The following is a 21432-nucleotide window of genomic DNA, read 5'->3' on the forward strand; positions in this document are numbered from 1 at the left end:
AGCTCTTTAGCGGTCAGAAATGGGAACTTCTTCGCCGCTTTCTAAAATCATGGTCTTTCTTGGCCAGAGTTCTATTGGTCTGTCAACATACGGCAAGTCAGTCGCTTCTGCAATGGCTCGCATGGCCATGTCTATCGGTGCACGTAGAGCCTGACGTCGAGATTCGTGGTCTGTCGAAGCGGTATAATCTCTATACGCTGCTACATAGTCAACGGGGTCACACAGAGTAACGTGGATTTGCTCATCTTGCGGTATGTATGCATCCAGATCAGTAGGCCACGGCTTGTAGTGAATTCCTACTGGCAATAGGTTGGGTTTCACCCCCCCCTATGCTTGCTCCAAATAAAATTCGCGATGCGCCCGTTCGGCCTTTGGTAACTTGAGCATCACCGGTATATGCGCCCTCTGGAAAGATGAGTAGTGAGCGTCCGTCAAGCAATGCTTGTCTGGCCATTTTGAGTCCGACTTCTAAATATTCTTTGCCACCGTGCACCTCGAGCGGTATGGTGTGTAGTGCTTTTTCTATTACTAGTCGCCGCACTGCCGTGCCCACAGAGCTATTTTTATACGCCAATCGCGAACTAATGACAACGTCACAATCCTCCGGTAGGCTTGCTGGTATAGCAAAGATATCACGCATGCAAGCATGATTTGCTACGAATACATTCGGGCCTTCTGGTATGTCGTCAAAGCCGTGAGTGGTAATGGCCATTTCCCGACCTATAGTCTGTAAGAGCGGTTTCTTTCCCCTGCTCATGCCTGCCTCGCTTTCAAAGCTTGCTTAACAGCGCGCGCCACTAAGCGATGCCCTTTTGCTGAAAAATGAATACCATCAGATAGTGGTATGAACGGCAGCTCAATGTACTCACCAAGCGAATCTTTATCTCTCAAGATTTCTTGTCGTATTTCTTCTGATTGTTCCGTAAACTCTGGGCCAGAGTCTTCACCAGTTGAAAATGCTGGCGGCAAGAGGTATATGACGTCGGCGCTGTCAGCCAGTTTTTGATAATCCGTCAAATCGTGAATGATAGCTTGCGCCGTCCTACCGTATTGCTGTTGTAAATCGTTAGTGCCAAGGGCGATGATGACGATGTCCACATTGCTCGCCTGTTGCAAAGCTTCTGCAAACGTATGTTTACCATTTTTGTACGGCTTTGCCTTACAAAAATCTCCCGCTACGCGACCTGACAGCCCGTCGGCGATGATATGCACTTTGCCTCGCAGTTCTCGCTTCAGGCGGTTAACCCACCGGTCACTGTATCGCACTCGTGATCCAACGAAACTGTCTCCCCAAACATTAGAATCGCCATAAATAAAAACCCTTTTGCTTGCGTGGTTGCTACTCATACATAAACTCCGTTTTTCATATTATACCATGTTTTGTCAAAATAGCGTCAGTTGCGTGTTAGGTATCTCAAGGTCAACCGTACCTTGCGCTGTTTGTGCCCGATGCCCGATGCACTTTTTCAGGCTATACGCCAGTAGTTGCCCGTCATATTCAGTGATGAGCACTGAGCCAATGACGCTAACAACCGTGCCAGCCAAAACCTTATTCCCTGTCATATCAATCACACTGCTGAAGTCTCGACCCTCAGTATGAAAATAATCGTCGCACATAATGAGCGTTCGGCTTGGAAAATCCAGCCCCAGCTTTTGTTGGATACGCACCAATGCGTCAGCTAGGGCTTGTTCCGCCGTTGCAGTATCGAGCGGCTGCTTGATCAGCCCCAGTTTTTTGCTGGCAGCCACCGTCTCCATGATGCCATTCAGACTGGCAATTTTCGCCTCATATTGCCGGGCGATCAACGCCGAAGCGAACGTCTCCAGTTTCAATGCCACGCGTGCCCCCTGTTCTAGCGGCCGCCGAATACCGCGCGCTTCCTGCGAAATGCCGACCTTGATCACCTCTGGTGAAAAATACGCCAAATACAAAAAATGTGGATTTTGATTAATCTTTTCCTGCTGTGCCGACACTGAATCAGCGTGGTAAAACGCTGGATTGAAACCGGTGCGATTGCGACACTTCAAACAATTTTCATATTTCTCATCAACCGTGGCGCCGTCAGGACAAGCCTGGCTGCAGTGATTGGCAAAATCCAGCCAGCCGGTGCAATATTTGGTGGAAAAGTCAAACTCCAGTGACAACTCCTGCCCCAAAACATCACCACGCTCAGCCCTACCATCAACCTGCCATTCCAGAAACGGCCGATTTTCAGCGTCAAAGCTGGCGTAGCTTAGTAAGAACTCCTCAGGCATAGCACAATTATATCAAAAACCGCCCGGCAACTGCGCGGACGGTTTCAAATGTCAAAAATGTTTTACAGTGCTGCTTCAACAGCTGCCCACGTAGCGTCAGGATTGTCCTCTGGCACAATGATGGTGACTTGGTCTCCAATGTTGATGCGGAAGAACGTGACGCTGGCGAGTAAAATGCGATACTCGCGGCCGTTAGCCTCGACGTAGTAGACGCCGTCGTGTTGCACCAGTGTACCGATGACTTGCTTGCGCGCCACTGGGCCGATTTGCTTGTAGATGAAGCTGCCGTCATCAGCAATGGTTAATTTCAAAATATCGCCTTCAACAAGCTTTGATTTTGAAGCGTAGTTGGCTGGGATTGGGTAGTTCTTGCCGTCTGGGCCGAGCATGGTCTGACCGTCAAACACACCTTCGACAACCTTGCCGGTTACGTCTTCGGTGGAAGTTTTTGGCGTGACAACTTGACCGTCATCACCGATGATACTGATCAATAGCTCTTTTGCTGCTGCCAAATTGGTTTCTGCCTCTTGTATCAATGAGCGAAGCCGCTTTACTTGTTTTTCTGGTAATTCAGACATAGTGATTCTCGCATTTCCCTGTCTATTTTTGATAGTTCTCGTTCTATATATAGCATAGGAAAAAGGTTCGGTCAAGGCTTACATAAGCAAGTTATTTCAGATTTCCACAGCATTTTAAGGGGTACTTGCAAAACTGTTGCAAATTTTACCCTTGCAATCAAAATACCGCCCATGGTATAGGGCGGCATAATGATTTCGAAAACAAATTGGCGTCATGTTCAGAATGAAATTAGCTGAGCTCAACGCTAGCGCCAGCGTCTTCCAAAGTCTTCTTTGCAGCTTCAGCTTCGTCTTTTGAAACTTTTTCTTTGACTGGTGCTGGTGCGCCGTCAACGATAGCTTTAGCTTCACCCAGACCCAAGCCGGTGATTTCTTTAACAGCCTTGATGACTGCAACTTTCTGAGCACCTGCGTCTTTCAAGGTGACGGTGAACTCAGTTTTTTCGTCAGCCGCAGCAGCGTCACCGCCAGCAGCTGGACCAGCAACAGCGACAGCTGCAGCAGCTGGCTCGATGCCGTATTCTTCTTTCAAGTGATTTTTCAATTCGTTAACTTCCAGAACTGTCAACTTGGTCAGTTCTTCAGCCAATTTCTTAATATCAGCCATGATATATCTCCTTAGATTATTAATTGATTGCTAAACTTAAGCCGTAGCTTTGGCTTCGATGCCGTCCAAAAGACCATGCAAATTGCCGCCCAGCGCGCCCACGGTGTCGTGGACTGGTGAGAGCAATTGTGCCACCACTTCGGCGACAAGCTGGTCTTTGCTTGGTAGACCCGCCAATGCTTTGATGTCAGCTTCATTGATGCTGAGGCCTTCACCTGAGAAACCACCAGCCAACTGCAGTGCTGGATGCGTCTTTGCAAACGTGTCCAAAACTTTCGCTGGCATGACCTCGTCTTCGGCACTGATGGCGTAGACCAATTGGCCAACCAGGAGGTCGGTATCGGTTTCTTTGTAGGTGTCGACGCCCTCTAGTGCTACGCGCACCAAGCGGTTTTTAACCACCTTGATGACGACGTTTGCCTCGCGAGCAGCCTTGCGCAGCTCTTGTAGTTCAGCCACGCTCAGACCCTGGTACCGCGCAAATGCCGTACCTTTGGCGTCTTTTAGAAGCTCTGTTAGTTCAGCAACCAAAGTTTGTTTTTTATCGCGTGAAATTGCCATAAAAATCCTTTCTTTGATTGAGTTAATTTCATTCTTTTCGCCAATTTGTTAACGTGCGGTAATGGAGAATCAAAAAGACGTCTTTGATTCTCGCACTACCAAAGACGTCAAATAAAACTGTTCGTTTCATCCCTCGGCGGCATGTTTACATCTGTTTGTTATGCAGATCGCCGCTGTCTTTGGTAATGTTCCTTACCATTGTAGCAGAAATGACAACGAAATGCAACAGGTATATTATATCAAACCAAAGAGAAAGCCCGCTCCGTGGTGGAGCGGGCGGCGAACCTCCCTTCTCTCTGTATCTCATTCTCCTCACCGAGGGATGCTAGCCATGATGACTAGCATCCCTCGGTGGTATGTCACTCCTCGCGCGAGGAGCGACGCCGCCGGGCTTCGACGAAACCGCCAAAGCCCAGTCCTACGATAACCAGACCTGCTGATAGTTTAATCAGCAGGTCACCGTTGGTGCCGGTGTGCGCCAGTCCCCCACCTGGCCGCCCGTGCGGCGGCTGGGCGGGGGGCGCGACGACCTCCTGGCCCCTTGTTGGGGTCGGGGAGGCGGCCGGCGCAGTCGCCGAAGGCGTGGCCTTCGGTGTCGGCGTGACCGTTGCTGACGCGCTGGGCGTCGGCGACGGTTCCGGCGTTGCACTTGGCGACGGTTCCGGAGTCGGGCTCGGCTCCGGGGTCGGTGTTGTGCTCGGTGATGGCGTCGGCTCCGGTGACGGCGTCACCGACGGAGTCGGGCTCGGGGTCGGCGTCGGAGTTGACTCCGGTGTCGGCGACGGTGACGGCTCCGGCTTCAGGAGGTAGCTTGCGCCACCTCCTGATTCTGCCCTCCGCACGGTGGCGGAGGCATCCCAGGAGCGATCCTGGGATGTGATAGTCGCACTGTCTGTCCACGGACCGGGGTCCGTGGGGTCAACGTGGAGATAGAACTCCACGCGTGCCTTCTCACCCTCGTTTAGAGTGAGTTTCATCGTCAATACAGTGGAGGAGCACTCCATTGTATCGACTGTCGTGCGATGAGTGTATAGGGGTCTACCCCATACACTCGCTTCTCTGTAAGTTCCTGCTTGCGACAGCACGGTGTTGCTGTCGCAAGAGAAAACTTGGCCCTGAGACGTGAGTTCATCCCTCAGGATGAACTCTTGGGCGTCCGTGGTAGCGGTCGGGGTTACTAACGTAACCTCGACCAATGAGGGGTCATTCGGGTGAACGACACCCCATTTCGAGGCTCCAGGCCCGGGCTGGCTGCAGCCCGGACACTCCCCCACGTGGATCTCAGTCCGGCGGGTTTGACCGCCGATCTCCCACAGGAGGTCCCGGGTTTCCCCGGGAACGAGCGTGTCGTCAATGTCGACGCGCCACCAGCCATACGCCTCGAAGGCGTAATGGTTGGCCACCTCAACGGCATCGGTCAGTGTGATACTGACCTTACCGCCTTTGTAGACGGCGTGAGCGATAATCTCGCCATTTTCGGTGGCGAGATTGATGGGGGTACCGTAATCCCCCAGTTCCGCCGGTGGTGTGAAGGTGATGCTATCACCTTCACAATGACCCTCCTCGAGGGCCAAGCCAAACCCGAATTCCACGGACTTGTAGGCCGCGAAATCTTTACCGTCCATGGTGCGGATGTACTCCGCGCTGATTTCCCCCGCCGAGATCGGCCGGGGAGTGCACGACGACGTTGCTGCCGTCGTGTCGGGGCTCTCGGGGACAGCAGCTGCCACCCCCGAGAACCCGAAGACCATAGCTAGCAGCGCAAACAGCGCTGCTAGCCCACGTTTCTTCATGGGCATGGGAAATCTCCTATGATAGGGAGTTGGAATGGATACAGATGTTAAAGTACATTTCGGTTCGCGTCCAGCTGGGCTGGAACAGCGAATCAAAAATGACTCTAGCACATCCGTATCCCACTGGGCTTTACTATTCTAGCATAAAATACAGAAAAATGCAATACTCCCACGGCTATCTCGGCGACGTCACCCCAGTAAAAATCCCGCCATGATCGGCGGGATTTGATGGGTTAAACTGCGAGATTAACTATGTCTAGAGGTTGTTTTCAACTTTGATACTAGGACCCATGGTAGTAGTCACGGCAACACTTTTGACGTAGGCGCCTTTGAGGCTGCTTGGTTTTTGGGCGTTTAGGCTGCTCAAAAATGCGCGGGCGTTGTCTTGTAGTTTTTCTGTACCAAACGACACCTTACCGACGCTCAAGTGAACGATGGCTTGTTTGTCGACACGGTACTCCACCTTACCAGCTTTGGCTTCGGTGACGGCAGTCGCCACGTCTGTTGCTACGGTGCCAGACTTTGGATTTGGCATCAAACCACGTGGACCGAGCAAGCGAGCGTATTTACCAAGTTTTGGCATGTACTGTGGCGTTGCTACCAAGATGTCAAAGTTCAGCTCTTCTTTGTCCAGCTGCTTCAAGAACTCTTCATCACCAATGATGTCGGCGCCAGCCTTTTTGGCAGCGGCGTGCTCTTCTTCTGGTGCAAATACTGCGACGCGTACCTCTTTACCGGTACCGTGAGGCAGTGACACGGTTGAGCGAATGTTCTGGTCTGCCTGGCGTGGGTCAACACCGAGCCGAACGTGCAGCTCCACTGATGCGTCAAATTTGACTGGACTGGTCTCGGTCGCCAGCTTCAAAGCTTCTTCCAGGGTGTACACTTTGTCTTTCTCGATCTTTTTGGCAGCTTCTTGGTATTTTTTGCCGCGGCGCTCTAGGCGTGGTCGGGTGACTGGCTTTGGACCTTTTTTGATGTGTGCTTCAGCGTCTTCGTCTTGCGGAGTGGTGTCGCCTGCTTCTTTGCGAGCTTCCTTCTCTGCTTTAGCTTCAGCTTCGTCCAAAGCTTTTTGGCTGCGCTTGCCTGCTTTGGCGACGTGTGCTTCGCGAACTTCGTGTTTTTCAGCGCCGGCAATGGCAGCCTCGATTTCAGCGATGGTGTTTTTTTCGCTGACTTCTAGGTTTAGTTCTGCTGCTTTTTCCAGCAATTCGGCTTTTTTGGCCATGAGTGATATCCTTTCTGTGGTACAATCGGTGCTCGGTTTTTCCCGAGGTTCACCTCCCAGCATTGATTATTATTCCGGTTGATTATATCAGTTTTGGTGACTGTTTTCAATGAGGCTCGTGTGTCGAACGCCGAAAGGCTGTGACGAAGGTGTTGTTAGGTACCACAAACAGGTTTGCCTGTGAGCTGTCGTCTATCGGGACGAGTCGTAGCCCAAATCGCCACTGTCCGGATATCTCCTCACAGTGCAGTTCTGGCTTGGCATTGATAGTAAGGTCGTCAAACATCTCCTGCCATTCACCGTCGTTGTCAGTGTAGAATATCCCGTCAATATGAAACTCACCTGGCTCAAGCATATGTTCCGTCAAAAAATTCTCATCAGCCATGAGCTGGGCACATAGCTCTGAGGCCTCGGCTTGCATTAGTTTAGTGACGCGTTCAGCTGAGATGTTGCGCTGACTCAAATCAGTGACGCGATCGTTAAGTAGATATTCGGTGGCCTGGATTGACTGACTACGCCATTCGTCCTGAAAAGTCGCCAGGTAGTCAACTGACTGGTCGTCGTTTTTTTGTTCAGGGTAGATGAGGTCGATATCTGCTAGCTGATCAAACGGTACGATGGTCTTTGTTGCACCGTGAGTCATTTCGATATGAAGTTTGGGCAGCAGTTTGGCTTCCCCGTCTTCTAAAACGACTGGCACAAATACAGCGAGCTTGTCAGCGATGATTGGCTCGGTTTGTTTAAAAATATTCACAATGGCTTGACAATGCTCTGAGTCGGCAAGCAGCTCATCAAACTTCCTGGTAGCTCTTTCGGTGAGTCGTTGTATGATGAGTTGCTGTTGTTCGGGATCAAGCTTGTTGAATGATTTCCTCGACAAAACTCGGTTGACTAGTCCACCGGTATCATAAACCAGTTCGGCGTAGTCCGACGGCTCTTCTGGCTCTTGTTGACGAATCTCCATGATGTGAGATACATCCAAGCGGTCGCCGTTATCGAGCGCCAAGCGTACCGTGCGTTCGCCCAGCTCTGAACTGACCTCAAACCGTGCGACTGCTTCTGAGAACTGTTCAACACCTAAGGTAGGCTCGCCGTCACTGTTGTTGTGAGAGGTTATGGCGGTGATGTCGACCGGCTTGCTTAGTAACTCGGGAGTGAATAGTTGGTTGTTCAGGGTTGTCTGCAATGTCTCATCTGGTAGGTCTAGCGTCGCTTCCCTGTTGTAGGCCATATCCATCAGGCCGTCCAGAACAATTGGTCGCTTTTGGGGACTAGGAAACGGTGCTTCACTCATGTACATATATTATACCAGTGAATTGCAGAAAAATCAATAGCAGTGAGTGCATTTCATGGAATATTTGCGTATTTAGCAACAATATGATAGTATTTGTAATTACTATGGAACGCAAGAAGAACAGTAATCTTACACCTGGTGGGCACGATGAAACAACTATTAGCGCGACCTTTGATGACATTATGGCGAGAGCAAGCATAACTGGCGAAGACGTGGCTGCTGTTCCCGAGAAGTGCCGAGACTGTCCAGTGCTAAAGCACAATCTAGGAGAGATAGCTTGTATACGCAAAGAAGTGCAAGAAGGTCTGAGCGCGGATCCTGAAGAGCTAAAGAAACGTTTACTGATGATGAGAGAGGCAGGTCATGAGGCTTTGGTGCCGTTAACAGATGACCAGATAGATCAAATAGCCGCTAGTGCTACAAGCCATCAGCAAAGAGAGGCTTTAGAAATATTAAACAACTTTGACCAGCAATCGGGTAGACTACAGGATGATGTAGATCGTCTTACTGGCCACTGTGCGGGACCTCTTAAGATGCGTGGTTCGCGGGATGGCAAGACGGTGACAGTAACGAGCTGCATGTCGGGTATAATAGCCCATTCAGGTAAGACAGGATTTGCCGACGTACACTACAGTTAGTGGTCTATCACGTGTTCTGATACAATAGATTATATGGACTTTATTACAATTACACACATCAGAGCACGTCAAATTTTAGATTCTCGAGGCAATCCAACGGTTGAAGCAGATGTCATATTGAGTGACGGTTGTTTTGGTCGGGCTGCCGTTCCCTCTGGGGCTAGCACTGGGTCTCACGAGGCGGTAGAGCTGCGAGATGATGAATTGCCATTTGGTGGCAAAGGCGTTTTGAAGGCGGTTGAAAATGTCAACACGGAAATTGCTGACGCACTGCGTGGTATGAGTCCGTTTGACCAAGAAGCTATCGACCAAAAGATGATCACCCTAGACGAAACGCCAAACAAGGGTCGTTTAGGCGCAAATGCCATCTTGGCGGTCAGTTTGGCAACTGCCAAAGCAGCAGCAGCGTCACGCGGTGTGGCACTGTTCACCTATATCAACACGTTGGCTGGTAACCCGCAGATGAGCTTCCCGATGCCGATGGTCAATGTCATGAACGGTGGTCAGCACGCGTTGGGTGCAACAGACATCCAAGAATACATGATCATCCCAGTTGGCGCGTCAACCATGCAAGACGCAGTGACCATGAGCGCTGAGGTGTTCCACGTGTTGGCAAAAGTTCTCAAACAAGAGGGTTACCCAACGACTGTGGGTGATGAAGGTGGCTATGCACCTCGCGTTCGTTACGGTAACTCTGAGCCAATCACCTTGCTCAGCCGTGCCATTGAGCAGGCTGGGTACTTGCTGGAGCGTGACTTTGCCTTTGCACTTGACGTGGCTGCCAGTGAGTTTTATCAGAGCCAGACTGAGCAGTACAATTTGTCCACGGAAAACCGCGTGCTGGATACTGACCAAATGATCAAGATGTATAAAGAATTACGTGCACAATACCCGATCGTCTCCATCGAAGATGGACTGAACGAAGAAGCCTGGCGTGGTTGGCAGAAGTTGACGCTGGAGTTGGGTGGTACCACGCAGTTGGTTGGCGACGACTTGTTAGTAACCAATGTTGAGCGTCTGGAACAGGCCATTGAGCAAAAAGCTGGCAATGCCATCCTCATCAAGCCAAACCAAATTGGTACACTGACCGAGACTATCGCCGCAGTCAAGATGGCCAAAGAAGCTGGTTGGAACACGGTGATGAGCCACCGTTCTGGCGAGACGGAAGATACTACCATCGCTCACTTGGCGGTTGGCCTGGGAACTGGACAAATCAAGACTGGTTCAATGTCTCGTTCGGAGCGCATCGCTAAGTACAATGAGCTGATGCGTATCTCAGAGCTGCGCCCTGACATCGAGCTGGCGCGACCGTTTGTGCAGATGTAGGACGGACTAAGCGCGAATAGTGACGATGTCGCCAGCTTGCAACTTGATGATGCGTGACGCGACTGCAGTTGTTACTTCTCCGCCGTCGACATAGACACTCACCATATCACCGAAGTAATTGATGGCTTCGGTGATATTTTTGGCTGGTGGCATGCCAGCTGGGTTGGCGCTGGGTGCCAACAAGGGGCCGGTTTGGTTGATGAGACGTGCTAAATTGCCGGTGACCAGTCGAAAAGCTAGTGTGCCGTTTTGGTGGGTGGTGTGCAAAAAAGCGTTGCTGGCTGGTACAATGATGCTGGTCGGTCGCTCGGCATTCAGCTGTAGGTAGTGCTGACGTCGAGTAGCAGTTAAACCCGGGATGTCGGAGATGTCAGCGACCAGGATGATGCAGGATTCGTTAGCTGGACGATGTTTAGCGCGATACAGGCGCTCCATGGCACAGTGGTTAGTCGCGGCAGCAACGATGCCGTAGATGGTGTCGGTTCTGAGGACGACCAATTTGGCACTAGTGAGTGCCTCTGACACACGGGGGTCGGATATGGTATTTGTGATGAGCATTGAATTATTTCGTTAGATTAGCCACCAAGATTTTCGATGATAGTTTGCAAAAAGCCTCTGGGGGCTGGCGGTGGTGTTTGGTCTGGCTCTTGGGTCGATGATGTTTGCTCAGCTGAAGGTGTTGCGGTAGGTTCGGTGTTGATGTGAATAGAATTAGCAGCGGTATCGGCCGCTTCCTTCAGTATGATCGCTGGCGGAATAAACAAAGCAGAGGTAATGGCTACTGCACCGACAACGGATTTGATGGTGTCTTTGAGTCCTCTTTCGTTCTCTGTTGATAGCTTTGCAAATTCTGCCAGATCCATACCCATATTATATCATATTTGGTTATAATGTACAATTACTCCCGCCTGAGCGAGAGTAATTGTAGTTGACGCGAGAAACTGATTAGTCAGTAACTTCAACACCCATGCTGCGAGCAGTGCCGGCGATGATTTTGACGGCGCCGTCTGTGTCGATGGCGTTGAGCTGATCTTTTTTGACTTCAGCGATTTCTTCCAGCTGAGCGCGGGTAATTTTACCAACCTTGTCGGTATGTGGTTTGCCGCTACCCTTTTGGATGCCAGCTTTTTCGCGGATCATATCGTCCACTGGCTGACCCAATGATTTCCATGCGAAAGTGCGGTCTTCAAACACCTGAATGTGTACAATAACGTCTTTACCCATCAGATCTTTGGTGGCGTCGTTAAATGGATTGATAAAGTCCATCATGTTTAGTCCCCACTGACCCAAGGTTGAACCAACTGGAGGCCCAGCGGTAGCGCGACCAGCTGGAATACGTAGTTTTAGATTTCCAATGACTTTCTTTGCCATGATGATAAACCCTTTCAAAATTAGTTGAAGCGTATTGAAAGTGTGCGTAACATAGGTATTATACAAAAAAGTGTGGTATAATTCAAGCATGAACGTGCGAGGCCCGCTCCCGATTAAGCGCATCATTAACGCGTTTGGTGCGGTGGGCTACACATTGCTCTTGTTTGTTTATGCGATCATCTCTTTGTCCGCTGTAGTGTGGCTGATGCGTCGCGGTAAGTTCTTTGGACTGTCAGTGAATTTGCGCACCGCAGAACCATTGATGCAGACAGTGCCGACAGAGCCAGAGCCGTTGACGGCTCAGCTGTTGAGTGCTGCGTTGGGGATTGCCACGGCGTTGGTGCTGGTCATCACCCTTACGGCTCTCACCTATTGGCTAGGGCGCGGCGGTTCGCGGATGTTGAAGCGGTCAGTGCGGTTTTGTCAGTGTCCCGTTACGTTGGTGACGTTGCTGGTGGGTAAGGTGCTGGCTTGCGGTGTGGCAACGGTGCCGGTTTTGTTGGCTGGTATTTTACAGATGGGTAATCTGTGGGTGGTGATCATTTTGTTGGGATTTATCACCGTGGCGTTGATCATCTTTCTGCTGCAGCACTATCTGGCATACACCAGTGAAGTCGTGCAAGCTAAAGACGTTTGGTAGCTTGATGCGCGATGTATTATTTTTTGCGTGACAGAAAGTGCGTGATGACATTGCCGGTAACGATGCCAGCTGCCACGCCGCCAGCGATAGTCAAGGCTTTGACGGCTTCTTTGCCAATTTCTGAGAGCATCAACATGCGAGCTATTTTGGGGTCTTTGATTTCAAGGCTGGTTGGAATTTCAGGTGGAGGAGTGTCGTCCTTTGGCGTCTGTGCTTCTTTTGATACGGTAGGTATGCTGTCGTATGTGGAATTTATCATATTAGCCTGGTGTTGCCCCAGGGATATTGCAAAATTGGCAGCAAAATAAGCAGGCATACGTGAGGGGTCTTCTTCACACTCTTCCACGGACTCCTCGTACAGTTGGTTTACATGTAGTTTAGCTTGCGCTGGTATGTCTGCTTGCTTTTCTGGAATACTGTCTGGAGCGATGGCATGTGCTGCAGCCATAACCGCCTGTCTATCGCTTTCCATCAGATCGGCAAACCAAGTGAGCAAAGATTCCTTTTGCTTTGGCGTTGTCGGTAAGTCTTGTAAATAATGGGTGGCGAGTTCTCGTAATGCTGGGAGATACTGCATATTTAATAAGGTGCTGGACTTATTTAGAACACGCTGTTGCTCATCAATAGTCTGGTTGGCAGATAGTCTTTCGAAGGTTGTGATTAAACTATTTATGGCAGCTAGATGTTTACGGGAGGCATCTGCTAACTCATTGCCATCAGGCTCACCTAGTGCTTCTAGCCATTCTTCTGAGGCTTTGGTAGCCTCCTGGGCAGTGTCGTCACCGGGCTGTACAATATTTTCGTTATTATTGGAGTTATCATCACTGGGTTGTGGCATTTCTAGTGTGCTCATGGTAAAACCTCTCCACCCTTTTGATAATAATGATAAATTTGCCTGTCTGGTCCCGCGCGTTAGACCTTTTTCACCTGCAAAGCGTCAAGTTCAACTGGAGTGTCACGTCCAAACATGCTGACCATGACGCGGATTTTGCCTTTGATTGGGTCGATTTCGGCGATCGCACCGTCAAAGCCTTTGAACGGACCATCGGTGATGGAAACAACTTCGCCCTCTGAGAAGTCAATCTGGTGCTTTGGCTCTTCGACGCCCATGCGCTTTTTGATTTTGGCAATTTCTTTGTCAGAAACTGGTGTTGGCGTAGTGTCGGCACCGACAAATCCAGTCACGCCAGGCGTGTTGCGGATGATGTACCAGGTTTCATCAGTTAGGTTCATTTCTACTAAAACGTAGCCTTGGAAGATCTTGGCCTCAACGACTTTGCGTTTGCCGTTTTTGATTTGGATTTGTTTTTCTTTTGGGACCATGACGTCGAAAATTTTGTCTGCCATGTCAACACCGTTGATGCGCTGACGAATGGATTCTGCTACTTTTTCTTCGTAGCCAGAATAGGTGTGAATAGCGTACCACTGACGGGTTGAGTCGTAACGATTATTTGCCATAAAAAACTCCTTTTACCTTTATTTCAAAATTTGCTCAAAGACCCAGTTAAATCCAGCGTCAAGTAATAAAATCAATGTGGTAAGCAGTAAAGTAAAGCCAATCACGGTGCCAGTCATGATCCAAGTGTTGGCGCGGGTTGGCCAACGAACTAGCTTCAGCTCGGCCCACGCTCCCTTGAAATAACCAACAAATGAGTCGCGCATGCCTGAATCTGCTTCAGTCTTTTGAATAGCGCGTGCTGGTTTGGTGGTTGATTTCTTTTTGACGGTTTTTTTAGGGGAATCATCCGTTGCCTTGATGCGGCGTACGGTAGTTTTCCCTGTCTGCTTACCCTTTTCTGCCATGTGTTTCTCCCAAATTAAAAAGTCTGTTTTTCACAGACTGTCAAGTATAGCTTAGCACAAAAAATGCATGCATTGCAAGTTTGAGCGGTATTATCGCTTTTTGGCGGGCTTTGCCGGTGGCAGGCTGAAGCTGAAGGTTGATCCGTGATTGAGACGACTTTCCAGTTTGATGGTGCAGCCGAGCTTGCGGGCTAGCTTGGCCGCCACGTAGAGCCCTAGTCCAGTACCACTGGTTTCGCGCGTGCGGTAATCTTCGGCGCGGAAGAAGCGATCGAAAATCTTTTTCTGATCACTGCGCCCGATGCCGATGCCGGTGTCCTTGACGCCAAAGTAGACTTTGCCAGCGCTGCGCTTCATGATGAGGGTGACTGAGCCTTTTTGGGTGTATTTGATGGCGTTGGTGATGAAATTTTGCAATAATTCTTCAAGATATAGCCGAGACACATTGACATTGCCGACGCCTGCTCTAACGTCTAGGTTGAACGCCAATTTCTTTTCTGTTGCTTGCGGTTCGTATTCGTGGCGAAGCTTTTCAGCCAGTTCAGTGACGTTGATGAGCTCTGATTCATCAGCAATACCACGCTCCGCGCGAGACAGCGTGCTGAGGTCGTTGACGATGCGTGCCAGGAACATGATTTGTTTGTGGGCTTCGGCAAGCGAATCGTCTAATTTGTCAGTCATACCGCGGTGCATCATGAGCTGAACGTTGGAGAGCGATGCCTCGGCGATGGTGATGGGAGTGCGTAGTTCGTGGCTGATCACACTGATGAATTCATCGCGCTCTTCTTCTAGACTTTTGACTCGCGTGATGTCGCGCAAAATGAGGACGTAGCCGTCCGAAGTGAGTGTGTCGCTGCCGCCCTGTACCGGCGCGAAAGTAGCTGACAGCCGCACGCGGTCACCGCCCTCAAGGGGCATGATGATGTCGTCGCGGGTACGAATGGCTGGCGATTTTCGCAACTCTTTGAATACAGGAACTGGCTGTTTGTCGTTGGTTTCAAAATTTAATAACTCATCAATGTGTACGCCTTGGATGCTGGCGTTGGTGTCAAGTAGACTCAAAGCGGCGGCGTTGTAGAGGCCGATGATGCCGTGGGCATCCATGCTGATGATGGCGTCGGTGAGGTTGTTCACTAGTGTCAATACGCGGTCGCGTTCCAGCCGTTCACGGGAGCGACTACGTCGTAGCTCTTGGCGTGACTGGTGTCGTCCACGATAGGCGATGACGACGACTGCTAGAAACATCAGCCATGATATGACAAGTAAAATAATGATGGCATAGATAAGATTCCCTCCCTGCATATGTACCAGTATACCATAAGCATTATACGTGTGGGGTGTATTTTTTCAGGGCGTCGCGGTGTCGTTTATAGTGCGGGTCGATGGCGGCGACCTCATGCCAAAATGCTTGCGAATGATTCATCTGGCGCGTGTGGCATAGTTCGTGGATGAGAACGTAGTCCAATAGTTCAAACGGTAGATTCATGAGGGCGATATTTAGACTGATAGTACCGTTTGAGGAACAACTGCCCCAGCGACTGGACGAGTGTGTGAGTCGAGTTTTGTCGTAATGAAAGCCGTGTTGCTCTGCTAAGAATTTGAGGCGGCGTGGCAGATAGCTTTTGGCTTCTTTGCGTAGGGCTTTGACGACATGGTCACGAATGGATTGTTGAAACATGGGGTCGGTGAAATCTTGCTCGTCCGTTACACTGACGATAATGGTGGTTCTGACGGTTTTGATAGCGGGTGCTCCCTGCTCCACTAGTAGGTTGTGACTTTTACCAATTTGTTGAGGTGTACCGTATGGAAAATCACCTTGCTGTTCGGTGATGAGTTGGTGGATGCTGCGGCGTGACTGTTTGACGAGGAGTTTGGCGGAAGCTAGCGGTGCGTGAAGCGGCATGGTGATACGAATACGACCGTTTGGTGCGATACGCAAACTGACGCGACTGGCTAATGCGCGCCTGGTGACAGTGATCTCGCCAAATTCAGAATCAGTGATGGTTGGCATCGAACCCTCCGTCTACTGTACGCGAACGCGCCCGCCAATTGACCGTGGCTGAGTACGTATAGAAGCAGCTGGACGGGTGGCGTCGCTGAGTTTTTTCAAAAGCGTCTTTGCCTGCGTATTGTAAGTGTGGCGGCCACTGATGACCATGTAAGGCTCGCTAGCGTGTGGTGGTGAGAAAGTTCGTAATTTCTGTTCGAACAGTGCTTCATCGCCGTTGTGTGAACGGAGCCATCTAGCTCTGGACATGGCAGGATCAGTCTGCACCCACACAAACAATGGCTTAAATCCAGCCTCACGAGCGACTTTGGCGATGTCGGAACGCCAAGCACGCTTTTCGGTGTTGCCGTCGAAAATGATTGTCTGTCTTGGCTTGAGTAACTCTCGAAGTAAGTCAACCGCAGTCTTGTGAATGAGCGCGTCATCACTCGACAATTCACGCAGCGTGTCACTGCTTAACATTGGCGCATTGAACATTTTGGCAAATTCAGTCGCAAACTGTGTTTTTCCCGCCCCCGGTGCGCCGACCATGATAATCAAGTGCGGCGAAGATAACTGCAATGGTTTCATGAAATCAGTATACCACACGCCTGGTGAGAAAAAAACAGAGGGAAAACCTCTGCTATTTTATGGCTCTACGGCTCTATGGCAGGGGAGACAGGACTCGAACCTGCGACACCCGGTTTTGGAGACCGGTGCTCTACCAACTGAGCTACTCCCCTGTGTCTTGGCGTTATTTTACATGATTTTTCCGTCCTCGGCAACTCATTTTGGGTGATTTGAGGAGGCTATCTGACAGGTCGCTGCGTGAAATACTCCTGAAAAACCGTGAAAAACTATTGAAAAAACATAAGCATCGTTTTATGATAAATAGTAGGTATGAAAATATTGATGCTTGGGTGGGAATTACCTCCGCATAATAGCGGAGGGTTAGGCGTCGCATGTTATCAGATGTCACGGGCACTAGCTGACTGTGGTGTGGATATTGATTTTGTTGTGCCCTACTCCGCTGAGCATCCGAATATTGATTTCATGAATGTGCACGCAGCGACGCACTTGGAAGCCTCAAAAGATGGCTTTGGTGCCTATGATGATTTGGGCACTTCGGACAAGCAAGCGCATGATTGCGGGCTGGGCGGTATGCGGGCGGTGCAGCGACGATATAACTGCTTTGTGAAAGAATTTGTCAAACAGCATCCTCCAGATGCTATTCACGCTCACGACTGGTTAACCATGGAAGCGGGCATCATCGCTAAACAGCAGTGTAATGCGCCGTTGATCGTGCATGTGCATGCGACCGAATTTGACCGTTCTGGTGAGAATGAAGGCAATCCATTGGTACATGAAATCGAGCAGCAAGGGTTGTTGATGGCTGACCGAATCATCGCCGTGAGCCACATCACCAAAGATATCATTGTCAAGAATTATCATATTCCACCAGAGAAAATCGAAGTTGTCTACAATGCCATTGACCTGGATGAACTGCCACCACACGAATACGACCAAGGCACCTATCAATACTTGGAAGACCTGAAAAAAGAAGGCTATATCATCGTTGGCGCATTGACCAGGTTGACAGTGCAAAAAGGTTTGACCTATCTGATTCGGGCGGTGGCTGAGGCCATAAAGCAGCATCAGAAAATTGCGTTACTGCTGAGTGGTAGTGGCGAGCAGCGCGACGAACTGGTTGCTTTGGCAGCGCACCTGGGCATTAGTGACAAAGTGGTCTTTACGGGTTTTGTGCGCGGTCGGCAGTGGCGCGATGCCTATCATCTGATCGACGTATTTGTCATGAGTTCAGTGTCAGAACCGTTTGGACTGACGGCGTTAGAAGCGGCGCATCATGACACAGCACTACTCATCAGTCGCCAGTCTGGCGTCGGCGAAGTGCTGCACAACATTTTACGATTTGACTATTGGGATACTAACAAATTGGCACGACAAATTGTCATGCTGGCGCGCTCGCCTGCTCTTTTGAAAATTCTCAAGGAGGATGTGAAAACAGAATATGCCCAACTGTCCTGGCATGACGCGGCTCAGCATTGTTTGAAATTGTACGAGCAGGCTCGAATAAAAGGCGGTGGTGCATGAGCCGTCCAGCGATTACCCTGTACTTGCACGCCCACCAGCCATGGCGCGTTCGCAGTTATGGTGCACTCGATACAGCAAATCGTCATGATTATTTCAGTGGTGACGGCGACCAGGATAATAAAGAGATTTTTCTGAAAGTAGCCAACAAATCGTACCGACCGATGAACGCACTGCTGGAAAAGTTGTTACATGAACATCCAGGGTTTTGTTTGTCACTGAGTCTGTCTGGAGTATTTTTGGAGCAAGCTGAGCAGTTTGCGCCAGATGTGATTGAGAGTTTTCAGCGACTCGTGAAAACAGGACGCGTGGAGCTACTGGCTAGTCCTTATCATCACAGCCTGGCCTTTTTCTACGATCAGTCTGAATTTGAGAAACAAGTTGCTCTCCATGCTGAGAAAATCAAGCGACTATTTGGTGTCTCGCCTAGAGTGTTGGCAAACACTGAGTTGGCATACAATGATGAGCTTGGGGCCTGGGCGGAAGCACACGGGTATGACGGTGTGCTGGCTGAAGGCTGGGACAAAGTGCTGGGTTGGCGCAGCCCAAATTATGTCTATCAACCAAAAGGCGCCACGCACACAAGGTTACTCCTAAAGAACTATCGCTTGAGTGACGACATTGCCTTTCGGTTCAGCAACAAAAAGTGGAGTGGCTGGCCACTGACGGCTGAAACCTACAGTTCATGGCTTACAGCATCGGGCGGCCCATTGGTCAATTTGTTCATGGACTATGAAACGTTTGGCGAACACCAGTGGAAAGAACACGGTATTTTCACCTTCTTTGAGCGGTTTGTTGGGAAATGGATAACAGCTGGCGGTCAGTTTAATACGGTGTCGCAAGCTCTATCGAACGCACCAGTCGGAGAGATCAGTATGCCAGAGACGGTGACTTGGGCTGACAGCGAGAGAGATTTGACGGCTTGGAATGGCAATGCTTTGCAACAAGAAGCTCTGCGCTATGTGTATCAGCTGGCGCCGCGAGTACTGGCGTCTGGTGATTCTCAATTGATCAGCGATTGGCGTAATTTGCAAACCTCTGATCATTACTACTACATGTGCACCAAGTGGTCGTCTGATGGCGATGTTCACGCCTATTTCAGCCCGTATAGCTCACCATATGAAGCTTCGTTGTATGTGATGAATGCCTTGCGGGATATCTATTGGCGCTCGAGGCATGCTCGCCCAATAACATAAAACCCACGGTTATATACGTGGGTTTTTAATGATATGCGCGATAAGAAACTAGCTTTTACGAGCTTTAACTTCGTTGCGACCAAGATTTTTCTTGGTTTCGGTATAGGTTGCGTGCTCGCGAGCAATTGGGTCGTATTTACGCAGCGTCAACCTACCTTGACCTTTGGTAGTGCGGTTCTGTGTATTGATTGTCGTGTAGTAAGTTCGGTGCTTGCTTTTGTTGCTCACCAAAGCGATCAACTTGCGTTTCGTATTCTTCTTTGCCATAGTTTCCCTTTAACAATTTGTACTTAAACTTCGATTATACAATATAACAGATTATGCAAATTAGTTCAAGCAATTATCAAATGTTCATTCATTGTGCTTCTGTAAAATATATGATACGGTAGTAATAGTAAGATATAACGCATCAGGTGGAGATGATGCAGTAAGGAGTGAGGGTATGGCTAGACAGTCGTGGAAAATATATGTAGCTCGCTTGAAGCAAGCAGTGACGACATCAAAACAGGCAACCGTAAAACATTTGGGCATCGGTATGATGGTGATGGCTATGGTGCTGCAGTCGGTAGTCTTCTTCCAGGATTATGCGCAAGCCGCATCAGACGACATGATCCAAGGCGGTGTCGGCAGCAAAGAAGCAATTTTGGCGCATTATGACAAAAATACCAACAATTTCCGCGACGTACTAACCTATAACGGTATCACTAGAGCAGAATTGGCGAATATTTCTAGCACCAAGGTGCGTTATGAGGTTGACTCTTCTGCTCAGTCATGGGGTTGGACTTCACGGTTTTCTGAAGCTCAGGGTCAAAAAGCCCACACGGTTGCCGGACGTACCATTTACTCCCGTCCGCAGAAGTTATGGGACAGTAGTTGGTACATGGGTTGGGAAGGTAGTTCGGCCACCCGAGGCAAATTCCGCATCATGTCTTCTTGTGGTAACTTGTTGACCTATAGCGTACCGCAGGCTGTTCCAGTGACGCCAACGCCACAACCAAAGCCAACACCGCAGCCGCAACCGCAACCAGTTGCCACTTGTGACAACCTGACTATTACTCAACTGTCACGCAATCGCTACCATATGAGTGCTAAAGCATCAGCTAAAAATGGTGCCACCATCCAGTCAATCCACATCAGGGTGTATGACCCATCAGGCAAACTTGTCGACGCTGGTGGTGTAGCTGGCGATCAGACTGGTATGGGTGTTGAACTCAAGACGCCGGGTACATACAAAGTTCAAGCAACAGCAGTTACCAGTATCGGTGAAGTAACCAGTCCTAACTGTGCCGGCAGCTTTACCATCACTGAGGAAAACAAACCAGAAGAACCAAAGCCGTCAGTCAGCATCACAAAAACAGTTAACAAACAAGAACATGTCAAAGTGGCAGTCAACAGTGATTTCACCTATGAAATTACCGTTAAAAACACTGGCAAAACAGATCTGAAAGATGTTGTCGTCAGTGACACTGCACCAAAAGAAGTGACGCTGTCAAACAGCAGTGCTGGTAAGATTGATGGCGGTAAGTGGACGCACACCATCGCTAACTTGCCTGCTGGTCAATCACAAACATTCTCTTTGGCGGCTAAGTACGCGAAGTTCGTTGAGGGCAAGCACAAGAACACTGTTTGTGTCGACACGCCGACCATCACTGGCTCTCCAGATGCTTGTGATGATGCGACAACCGAAACGTACACAGTAACGACACCTCCAGCAAATCCACCAACTCAACCAACACCAACACCACCAACTGAGCCAAATAAGCCAACGCAGCCGACACCTACGCCATCAGTACCGAATGAGCCGAATAAGCCGACACCGACTGAGCCGACTACACCACCAACTACCAATCAAACCACGCCTCCTGCTGCCACGCCGCAGCCACAGCCAACTCCTACCGCGCCAACCACTAAGGAATTGCCTCTCACTGGTACTCTGAACACCGCTAGCGGCATCTTGGGGCTTGGCGGACTGGTGAGCGTAACGTGCGCTTATGTGATGAGCCGTCGCAGCTTGCGCTAATCTGCAAATAACAAATAACTACGAT

The 21432-nt window shown here is 49.9% G+C and carries 26 protein-coding genes, 1 tRNA gene and 1 other annotated feature; of the genes, 6 read left to right on the forward strand and 21 right to left on the reverse strand.

Features of this window, described 5'->3' with window-relative positions:
• Positions 1–6: 6 nt before the first annotated feature.
• The 10 genes from V4210_RS01665 to V4210_RS01710 all read right to left on the reverse strand — a co-directional run bounded on the left by V4210_RS01665 (position 7) and on the right by V4210_RS01710 (position 8317).
• On the reverse strand, positions 7–321 hold the full coding sequence (locus V4210_RS01665; RefSeq protein ID WP_338521119.1) for a hypothetical protein: 315 nt from the start codon (positions 319–321) through the stop codon (positions 7–9).
• On the reverse strand, positions 269–712 hold the full coding sequence (locus V4210_RS01670) for a lysophospholipid acyltransferase family protein (protein WP_338521120.1): 444 nt from the start codon (positions 710–712) through the stop codon (positions 269–271). Before V4210_RS01670 ends, V4210_RS01665 begins: the two co-directional genes overlap by 53 nt.
• A 41-nt stretch (positions 713–753) precedes the next feature.
• Complete coding sequence (locus V4210_RS01675; protein ID WP_411912123.1) at positions 754–1266, reverse strand: GDSL-type esterase/lipase family protein; 513 nt, start codon at positions 1264–1266, stop codon at positions 754–756.
• A gap of 117 nt (positions 1267–1383) precedes the next feature.
• Positions 1384–2256, reverse strand: a complete 873-nt coding sequence (locus V4210_RS01680; protein ID WP_338521124.1) for a DUF2797 domain-containing protein — start codon at positions 2254–2256, stop codon at positions 1384–1386.
• Positions 2257–2318: 62 nt separating this feature from the next.
• Entirely contained in the window at positions 2319–2834 is a 516-nt protein-coding gene (locus tag V4210_RS01685) for a hypothetical protein (protein ID WP_138078880.1), read from the reverse strand.
• Between the two features lie 229 nt (positions 2835–3063).
• On the reverse strand, positions 3064–3441 hold the full coding sequence (gene rplL / locus V4210_RS01690; RefSeq protein WP_338521126.1) for a 50S ribosomal protein L7/L12: 378 nt from the start codon (positions 3439–3441) through the stop codon (positions 3064–3066).
• A 36-nt stretch (positions 3442–3477) separates the two neighbouring features.
• On the reverse strand, positions 3478–4002 hold the full coding sequence (rplJ, locus tag V4210_RS01695; RefSeq protein WP_338521128.1) for a 50S ribosomal protein L10: 525 nt from the start codon (positions 4000–4002) through the stop codon (positions 3478–3480).
• Between the two features lie 62 nt (positions 4003–4064).
• Positions 4065–4203, reverse strand: a sequence feature (ribosomal protein L10 leader region).
• 158 nt (positions 4204–4361) lie between these two features.
• Positions 4362–5795, reverse strand: a complete 1434-nt coding sequence (locus V4210_RS01700) for an Ig-like domain-containing protein (RefSeq protein ID WP_338521129.1) — start codon at positions 5793–5795, stop codon at positions 4362–4364.
• Positions 5796–6051: 256 nt separating this feature from the next.
• Positions 6052–6774 carry a 50S ribosomal protein L1 gene (gene rplA / locus V4210_RS01705; protein ID WP_411912126.1) on the reverse strand — a complete coding sequence of 241 codons (723 nt, stop codon included), beginning with the start codon at positions 6772–6774 and terminating at the stop codon, positions 6052–6054.
• Positions 6775–7129: 355 nt separating this feature from the next.
• Positions 7130–8317 (reverse strand): hypothetical protein, encoded by a 1188-nt coding sequence (locus V4210_RS01710; protein ID WP_338521132.1) that lies wholly within the window; start codon positions 8315–8317, stop codon positions 7130–7132.
• A gap of 182 nt (positions 8318–8499) precedes the next feature.
• Here V4210_RS01710 and V4210_RS01715 point away from each other — a divergent pair, with 182 nt between their 5' ends.
• Both V4210_RS01715 and eno read left to right on the forward strand, forming a co-directional pair.
• On the forward strand, positions 8500–8955 hold the full coding sequence (locus tag V4210_RS01715; protein WP_338521133.1) for a hypothetical protein: 456 nt from the start codon (positions 8500–8502) through the stop codon (positions 8953–8955).
• 33 nt (positions 8956–8988) lie between these two features.
• Positions 8989–10281 (forward strand): phosphopyruvate hydratase, encoded by a 1293-nt coding sequence (gene eno, locus V4210_RS01720; protein WP_338521134.1) that lies wholly within the window; start codon positions 8989–8991, stop codon positions 10279–10281.
• 6 nt (positions 10282–10287) lie between these two features.
• On the opposite strand, the gene V4210_RS01725 is transcribed toward eno, so the two are convergent.
• The 3 genes from V4210_RS01725 to rplK all read right to left on the reverse strand — a co-directional run bounded on the left by V4210_RS01725 (position 10288) and on the right by rplK (position 11652).
• Positions 10288–10806: an L-threonylcarbamoyladenylate synthase gene (locus tag V4210_RS01725; protein ID WP_338521136.1), complete on the reverse strand. Its 519-nt coding sequence runs from the start codon at positions 10804–10806 to the stop codon at positions 10288–10290.
• A 50-nt stretch (positions 10807–10856) separates the two neighbouring features.
• Positions 10857–11144, reverse strand: a complete 288-nt coding sequence (locus V4210_RS01730; RefSeq protein ID WP_338521137.1) for a hypothetical protein — start codon at positions 11142–11144, stop codon at positions 10857–10859.
• Positions 11145–11226: 82 nt separating this feature from the next.
• Positions 11227–11652 carry a 50S ribosomal protein L11 gene (rplK, locus tag V4210_RS01735; protein WP_338521138.1) on the reverse strand — a complete coding sequence of 142 codons (426 nt, stop codon included), beginning with the start codon at positions 11650–11652 and terminating at the stop codon, positions 11227–11229.
• Positions 11653–11740: 88 nt separating this feature from the next.
• Between rplK and V4210_RS01740 the strand changes: the two genes are divergently transcribed.
• Entirely contained in the window at positions 11741–12292 is a 552-nt protein-coding gene (locus V4210_RS01740; RefSeq protein WP_338521140.1) for a hypothetical protein, read from the forward strand.
• A gap of 16 nt (positions 12293–12308) precedes the next feature.
• Here the strand turns inward: V4210_RS01740 and V4210_RS01745 are convergent, their stop codons facing one another.
• The 7 genes from V4210_RS01745 to V4210_RS01775 all read right to left on the reverse strand — a co-directional run bounded on the left by V4210_RS01745 (position 12309) and on the right by V4210_RS01775 (position 16825).
• The gene (locus V4210_RS01745) at positions 12309–13145 is read right to left on the reverse strand and encodes a hypothetical protein (protein WP_338521141.1); all 837 of its coding nucleotides are present in this window, start codon (positions 13143–13145) and stop codon (positions 12309–12311) included.
• Positions 13146–13204: 59 nt separating this feature from the next.
• On the reverse strand, positions 13205–13750 hold the full coding sequence (gene nusG / locus V4210_RS01750) for a transcription termination/antitermination protein NusG (RefSeq protein ID WP_138078902.1): 546 nt from the start codon (positions 13748–13750) through the stop codon (positions 13205–13207).
• An 18-nt stretch (positions 13751–13768) separates the two neighbouring features.
• Positions 13769–14095, reverse strand: coding sequence for a preprotein translocase subunit SecE (secE, locus tag V4210_RS01755; RefSeq protein WP_338521143.1), 327 nt, complete (start codon positions 14093–14095; stop codon positions 13769–13771).
• Between the two features lie 90 nt (positions 14096–14185).
• Entirely contained in the window at positions 14186–15397 is a 1212-nt protein-coding gene (locus V4210_RS01760) for a sensor histidine kinase (RefSeq protein WP_338521145.1), read from the reverse strand.
• 22 nt (positions 15398–15419) lie between these two features.
• Positions 15420–16106, reverse strand: coding sequence for a M48 family metallopeptidase (locus V4210_RS01765; RefSeq protein WP_338521146.1), 687 nt, complete (start codon positions 16104–16106; stop codon positions 15420–15422).
• Positions 16107–16118: 12 nt separating this feature from the next.
• Positions 16119–16673: an AAA family ATPase gene (locus V4210_RS01770; RefSeq protein ID WP_338521147.1), complete on the reverse strand. Its 555-nt coding sequence runs from the start codon at positions 16671–16673 to the stop codon at positions 16119–16121.
• 76 nt (positions 16674–16749) lie between these two features.
• Positions 16750–16825, reverse strand: a tRNA-Trp gene (locus V4210_RS01775).
• A gap of 169 nt (positions 16826–16994) precedes the next feature.
• Between V4210_RS01775 and V4210_RS01780 the strand changes: the two genes are divergently transcribed.
• Both V4210_RS01780 and V4210_RS01785 read left to right on the forward strand, forming a co-directional pair.
• Positions 16995–18194 (forward strand): glycosyltransferase family 4 protein, encoded by a 1200-nt coding sequence (locus V4210_RS01780; RefSeq protein ID WP_338521238.1) that lies wholly within the window; start codon positions 16995–16997, stop codon positions 18192–18194.
• On the forward strand, positions 18191–19387 hold the full coding sequence (locus tag V4210_RS01785) for a glycoside hydrolase family 57 protein (protein ID WP_338521148.1): 1197 nt from the start codon (positions 18191–18193) through the stop codon (positions 19385–19387). The genes V4210_RS01780 and V4210_RS01785 overlap by 4 nt, the downstream gene beginning before the upstream one ends.
• 48 nt (positions 19388–19435) lie before the next feature.
• Here V4210_RS01785 and rpmG read toward each other — a convergent pair whose 3' ends face one another.
• A complete protein-coding gene (rpmG, locus tag V4210_RS01790; RefSeq protein WP_338521150.1) occupies positions 19436–19654 on the reverse strand; it encodes a 50S ribosomal protein L33 in 219 nt (72 codons plus the stop codon).
• Positions 19655–19829: 175 nt separating this feature from the next.
• On the opposite strand from rpmG, the gene V4210_RS01795 reads away from it, so the two are divergent.
• The gene (locus V4210_RS01795) at positions 19830–21407 is read left to right on the forward strand and encodes an isopeptide-forming domain-containing fimbrial protein (protein WP_338521152.1); all 1578 of its coding nucleotides are present in this window, start codon (positions 19830–19832) and stop codon (positions 21405–21407) included.
• Positions 21408–21432 lie beyond the last annotated feature (25 nt).

The sequence above is a fragment of the Candidatus Nanosynbacter featherlites genome (genome assembly GCF_037013405.1).
GTDB classification, from domain to species: domain Bacteria; phylum Patescibacteriota; class Saccharimonadia; order Saccharimonadales; family Saccharimonadaceae; genus Nanosynbacter; species Nanosynbacter featherlites_B.

Bases quoted from the DNA above. Each gene is read 5' to 3' on its own strand.
- V4210_RS01670 (WP_338521120.1), bottom strand. From the start codon at position 712: ATGGCCATTACCACTCACGGCTTTGACGACATACCAGAAGGCCCGAAT.
- V4210_RS01680 (WP_338521124.1), bottom strand. From the start codon at position 2,256: ATGCCTGAGGAGTTCTTACTAAGCTACGCCAGCTTTGACGCTGAAAAT.
- V4210_RS01685 (WP_138078880.1), bottom strand. From the start codon at position 2,834: ATGTCTGAATTACCAGAAAAACAAGTAAAGCGGCTTCGCTCATTGATA.
- rplL (WP_338521126.1), bottom strand. From the start codon at position 3,441: ATGGCTGATATTAAGAAATTGGCTGAAGAACTGACCAAGTTGACAGTT.
- rplJ (WP_338521128.1), bottom strand. From the start codon at position 4,002: ATGGCAATTTCACGCGATAAAAAACAAACTTTGGTTGCTGAACTAACA.
- V4210_RS01700 (WP_338521129.1), bottom strand. From the start codon at position 5,795: ATGAAGAAACGTGGGCTAGCAGCGCTGTTTGCGCTGCTAGCTATGGTC.
- V4210_RS01710 (WP_338521132.1), bottom strand. From the start codon at position 8,317: ATGAGTGAAGCACCGTTTCCTAGTCCCCAAAAGCGACCAATTGTTCTG.
- V4210_RS01715 (WP_338521133.1), top strand. From the start codon at position 8,500: ATGGCGAGAGCAAGCATAACTGGCGAAGACGTGGCTGCTGTTCCCGAG.
- eno (WP_338521134.1), top strand. From the start codon at position 8,989: ATGGACTTTATTACAATTACACACATCAGAGCACGTCAAATTTTAGAT.
- V4210_RS01730 (WP_338521137.1), bottom strand. From the start codon at position 11,144: ATGGATCTGGCAGAATTTGCAAAGCTATCAACAGAGAACGAAAGAGGA.
- rplK (WP_338521138.1), bottom strand. From the start codon at position 11,652: ATGGCAAAGAAAGTCATTGGAAATCTAAAACTACGTATTCCAGCTGGT.
- V4210_RS01740 (WP_338521140.1), top strand. From the start codon at position 11,741: ATGAACGTGCGAGGCCCGCTCCCGATTAAGCGCATCATTAACGCGTTT.
- V4210_RS01745 (WP_338521141.1), bottom strand. From the start codon at position 13,145: ATGAGCACACTAGAAATGCCACAACCCAGTGATGATAACTCCAATAAT.
- nusG (WP_138078902.1), bottom strand. From the start codon at position 13,750: ATGGCAAATAATCGTTACGACTCAACCCGTCAGTGGTACGCTATTCAC.
- secE (WP_338521143.1), bottom strand. From the start codon at position 14,095: ATGGCAGAAAAGGGTAAGCAGACAGGGAAAACTACCGTACGCCGCATC.
- V4210_RS01760 (WP_338521145.1), bottom strand. From the start codon at position 15,397: ATGCAGGGAGGGAATCTTATCTATGCCATCATTATTTTACTTGTCATA.
- V4210_RS01765 (WP_338521146.1), bottom strand. From the start codon at position 16,106: ATGCCAACCATCACTGATTCTGAATTTGGCGAGATCACTGTCACCAGG.
- V4210_RS01770 (WP_338521147.1), bottom strand. From the start codon at position 16,673: ATGAAACCATTGCAGTTATCTTCGCCGCACTTGATTATCATGGTCGGC.
- V4210_RS01780 (WP_338521238.1), top strand. From the start codon at position 16,995: ATGCTTGGGTGGGAATTACCTCCGCATAATAGCGGAGGGTTAGGCGTC.
- V4210_RS01785 (WP_338521148.1), top strand. From the start codon at position 18,191: ATGAGCCGTCCAGCGATTACCCTGTACTTGCACGCCCACCAGCCATGG.
- rpmG (WP_338521150.1), bottom strand. From the start codon at position 19,654: ATGGCAAAGAAGAATACGAAACGCAAGTTGATCGCTTTGGTGAGCAAC.
- V4210_RS01795 (WP_338521152.1), top strand. From the start codon at position 19,830: ATGGCTAGACAGTCGTGGAAAATATATGTAGCTCGCTTGAAGCAAGCA.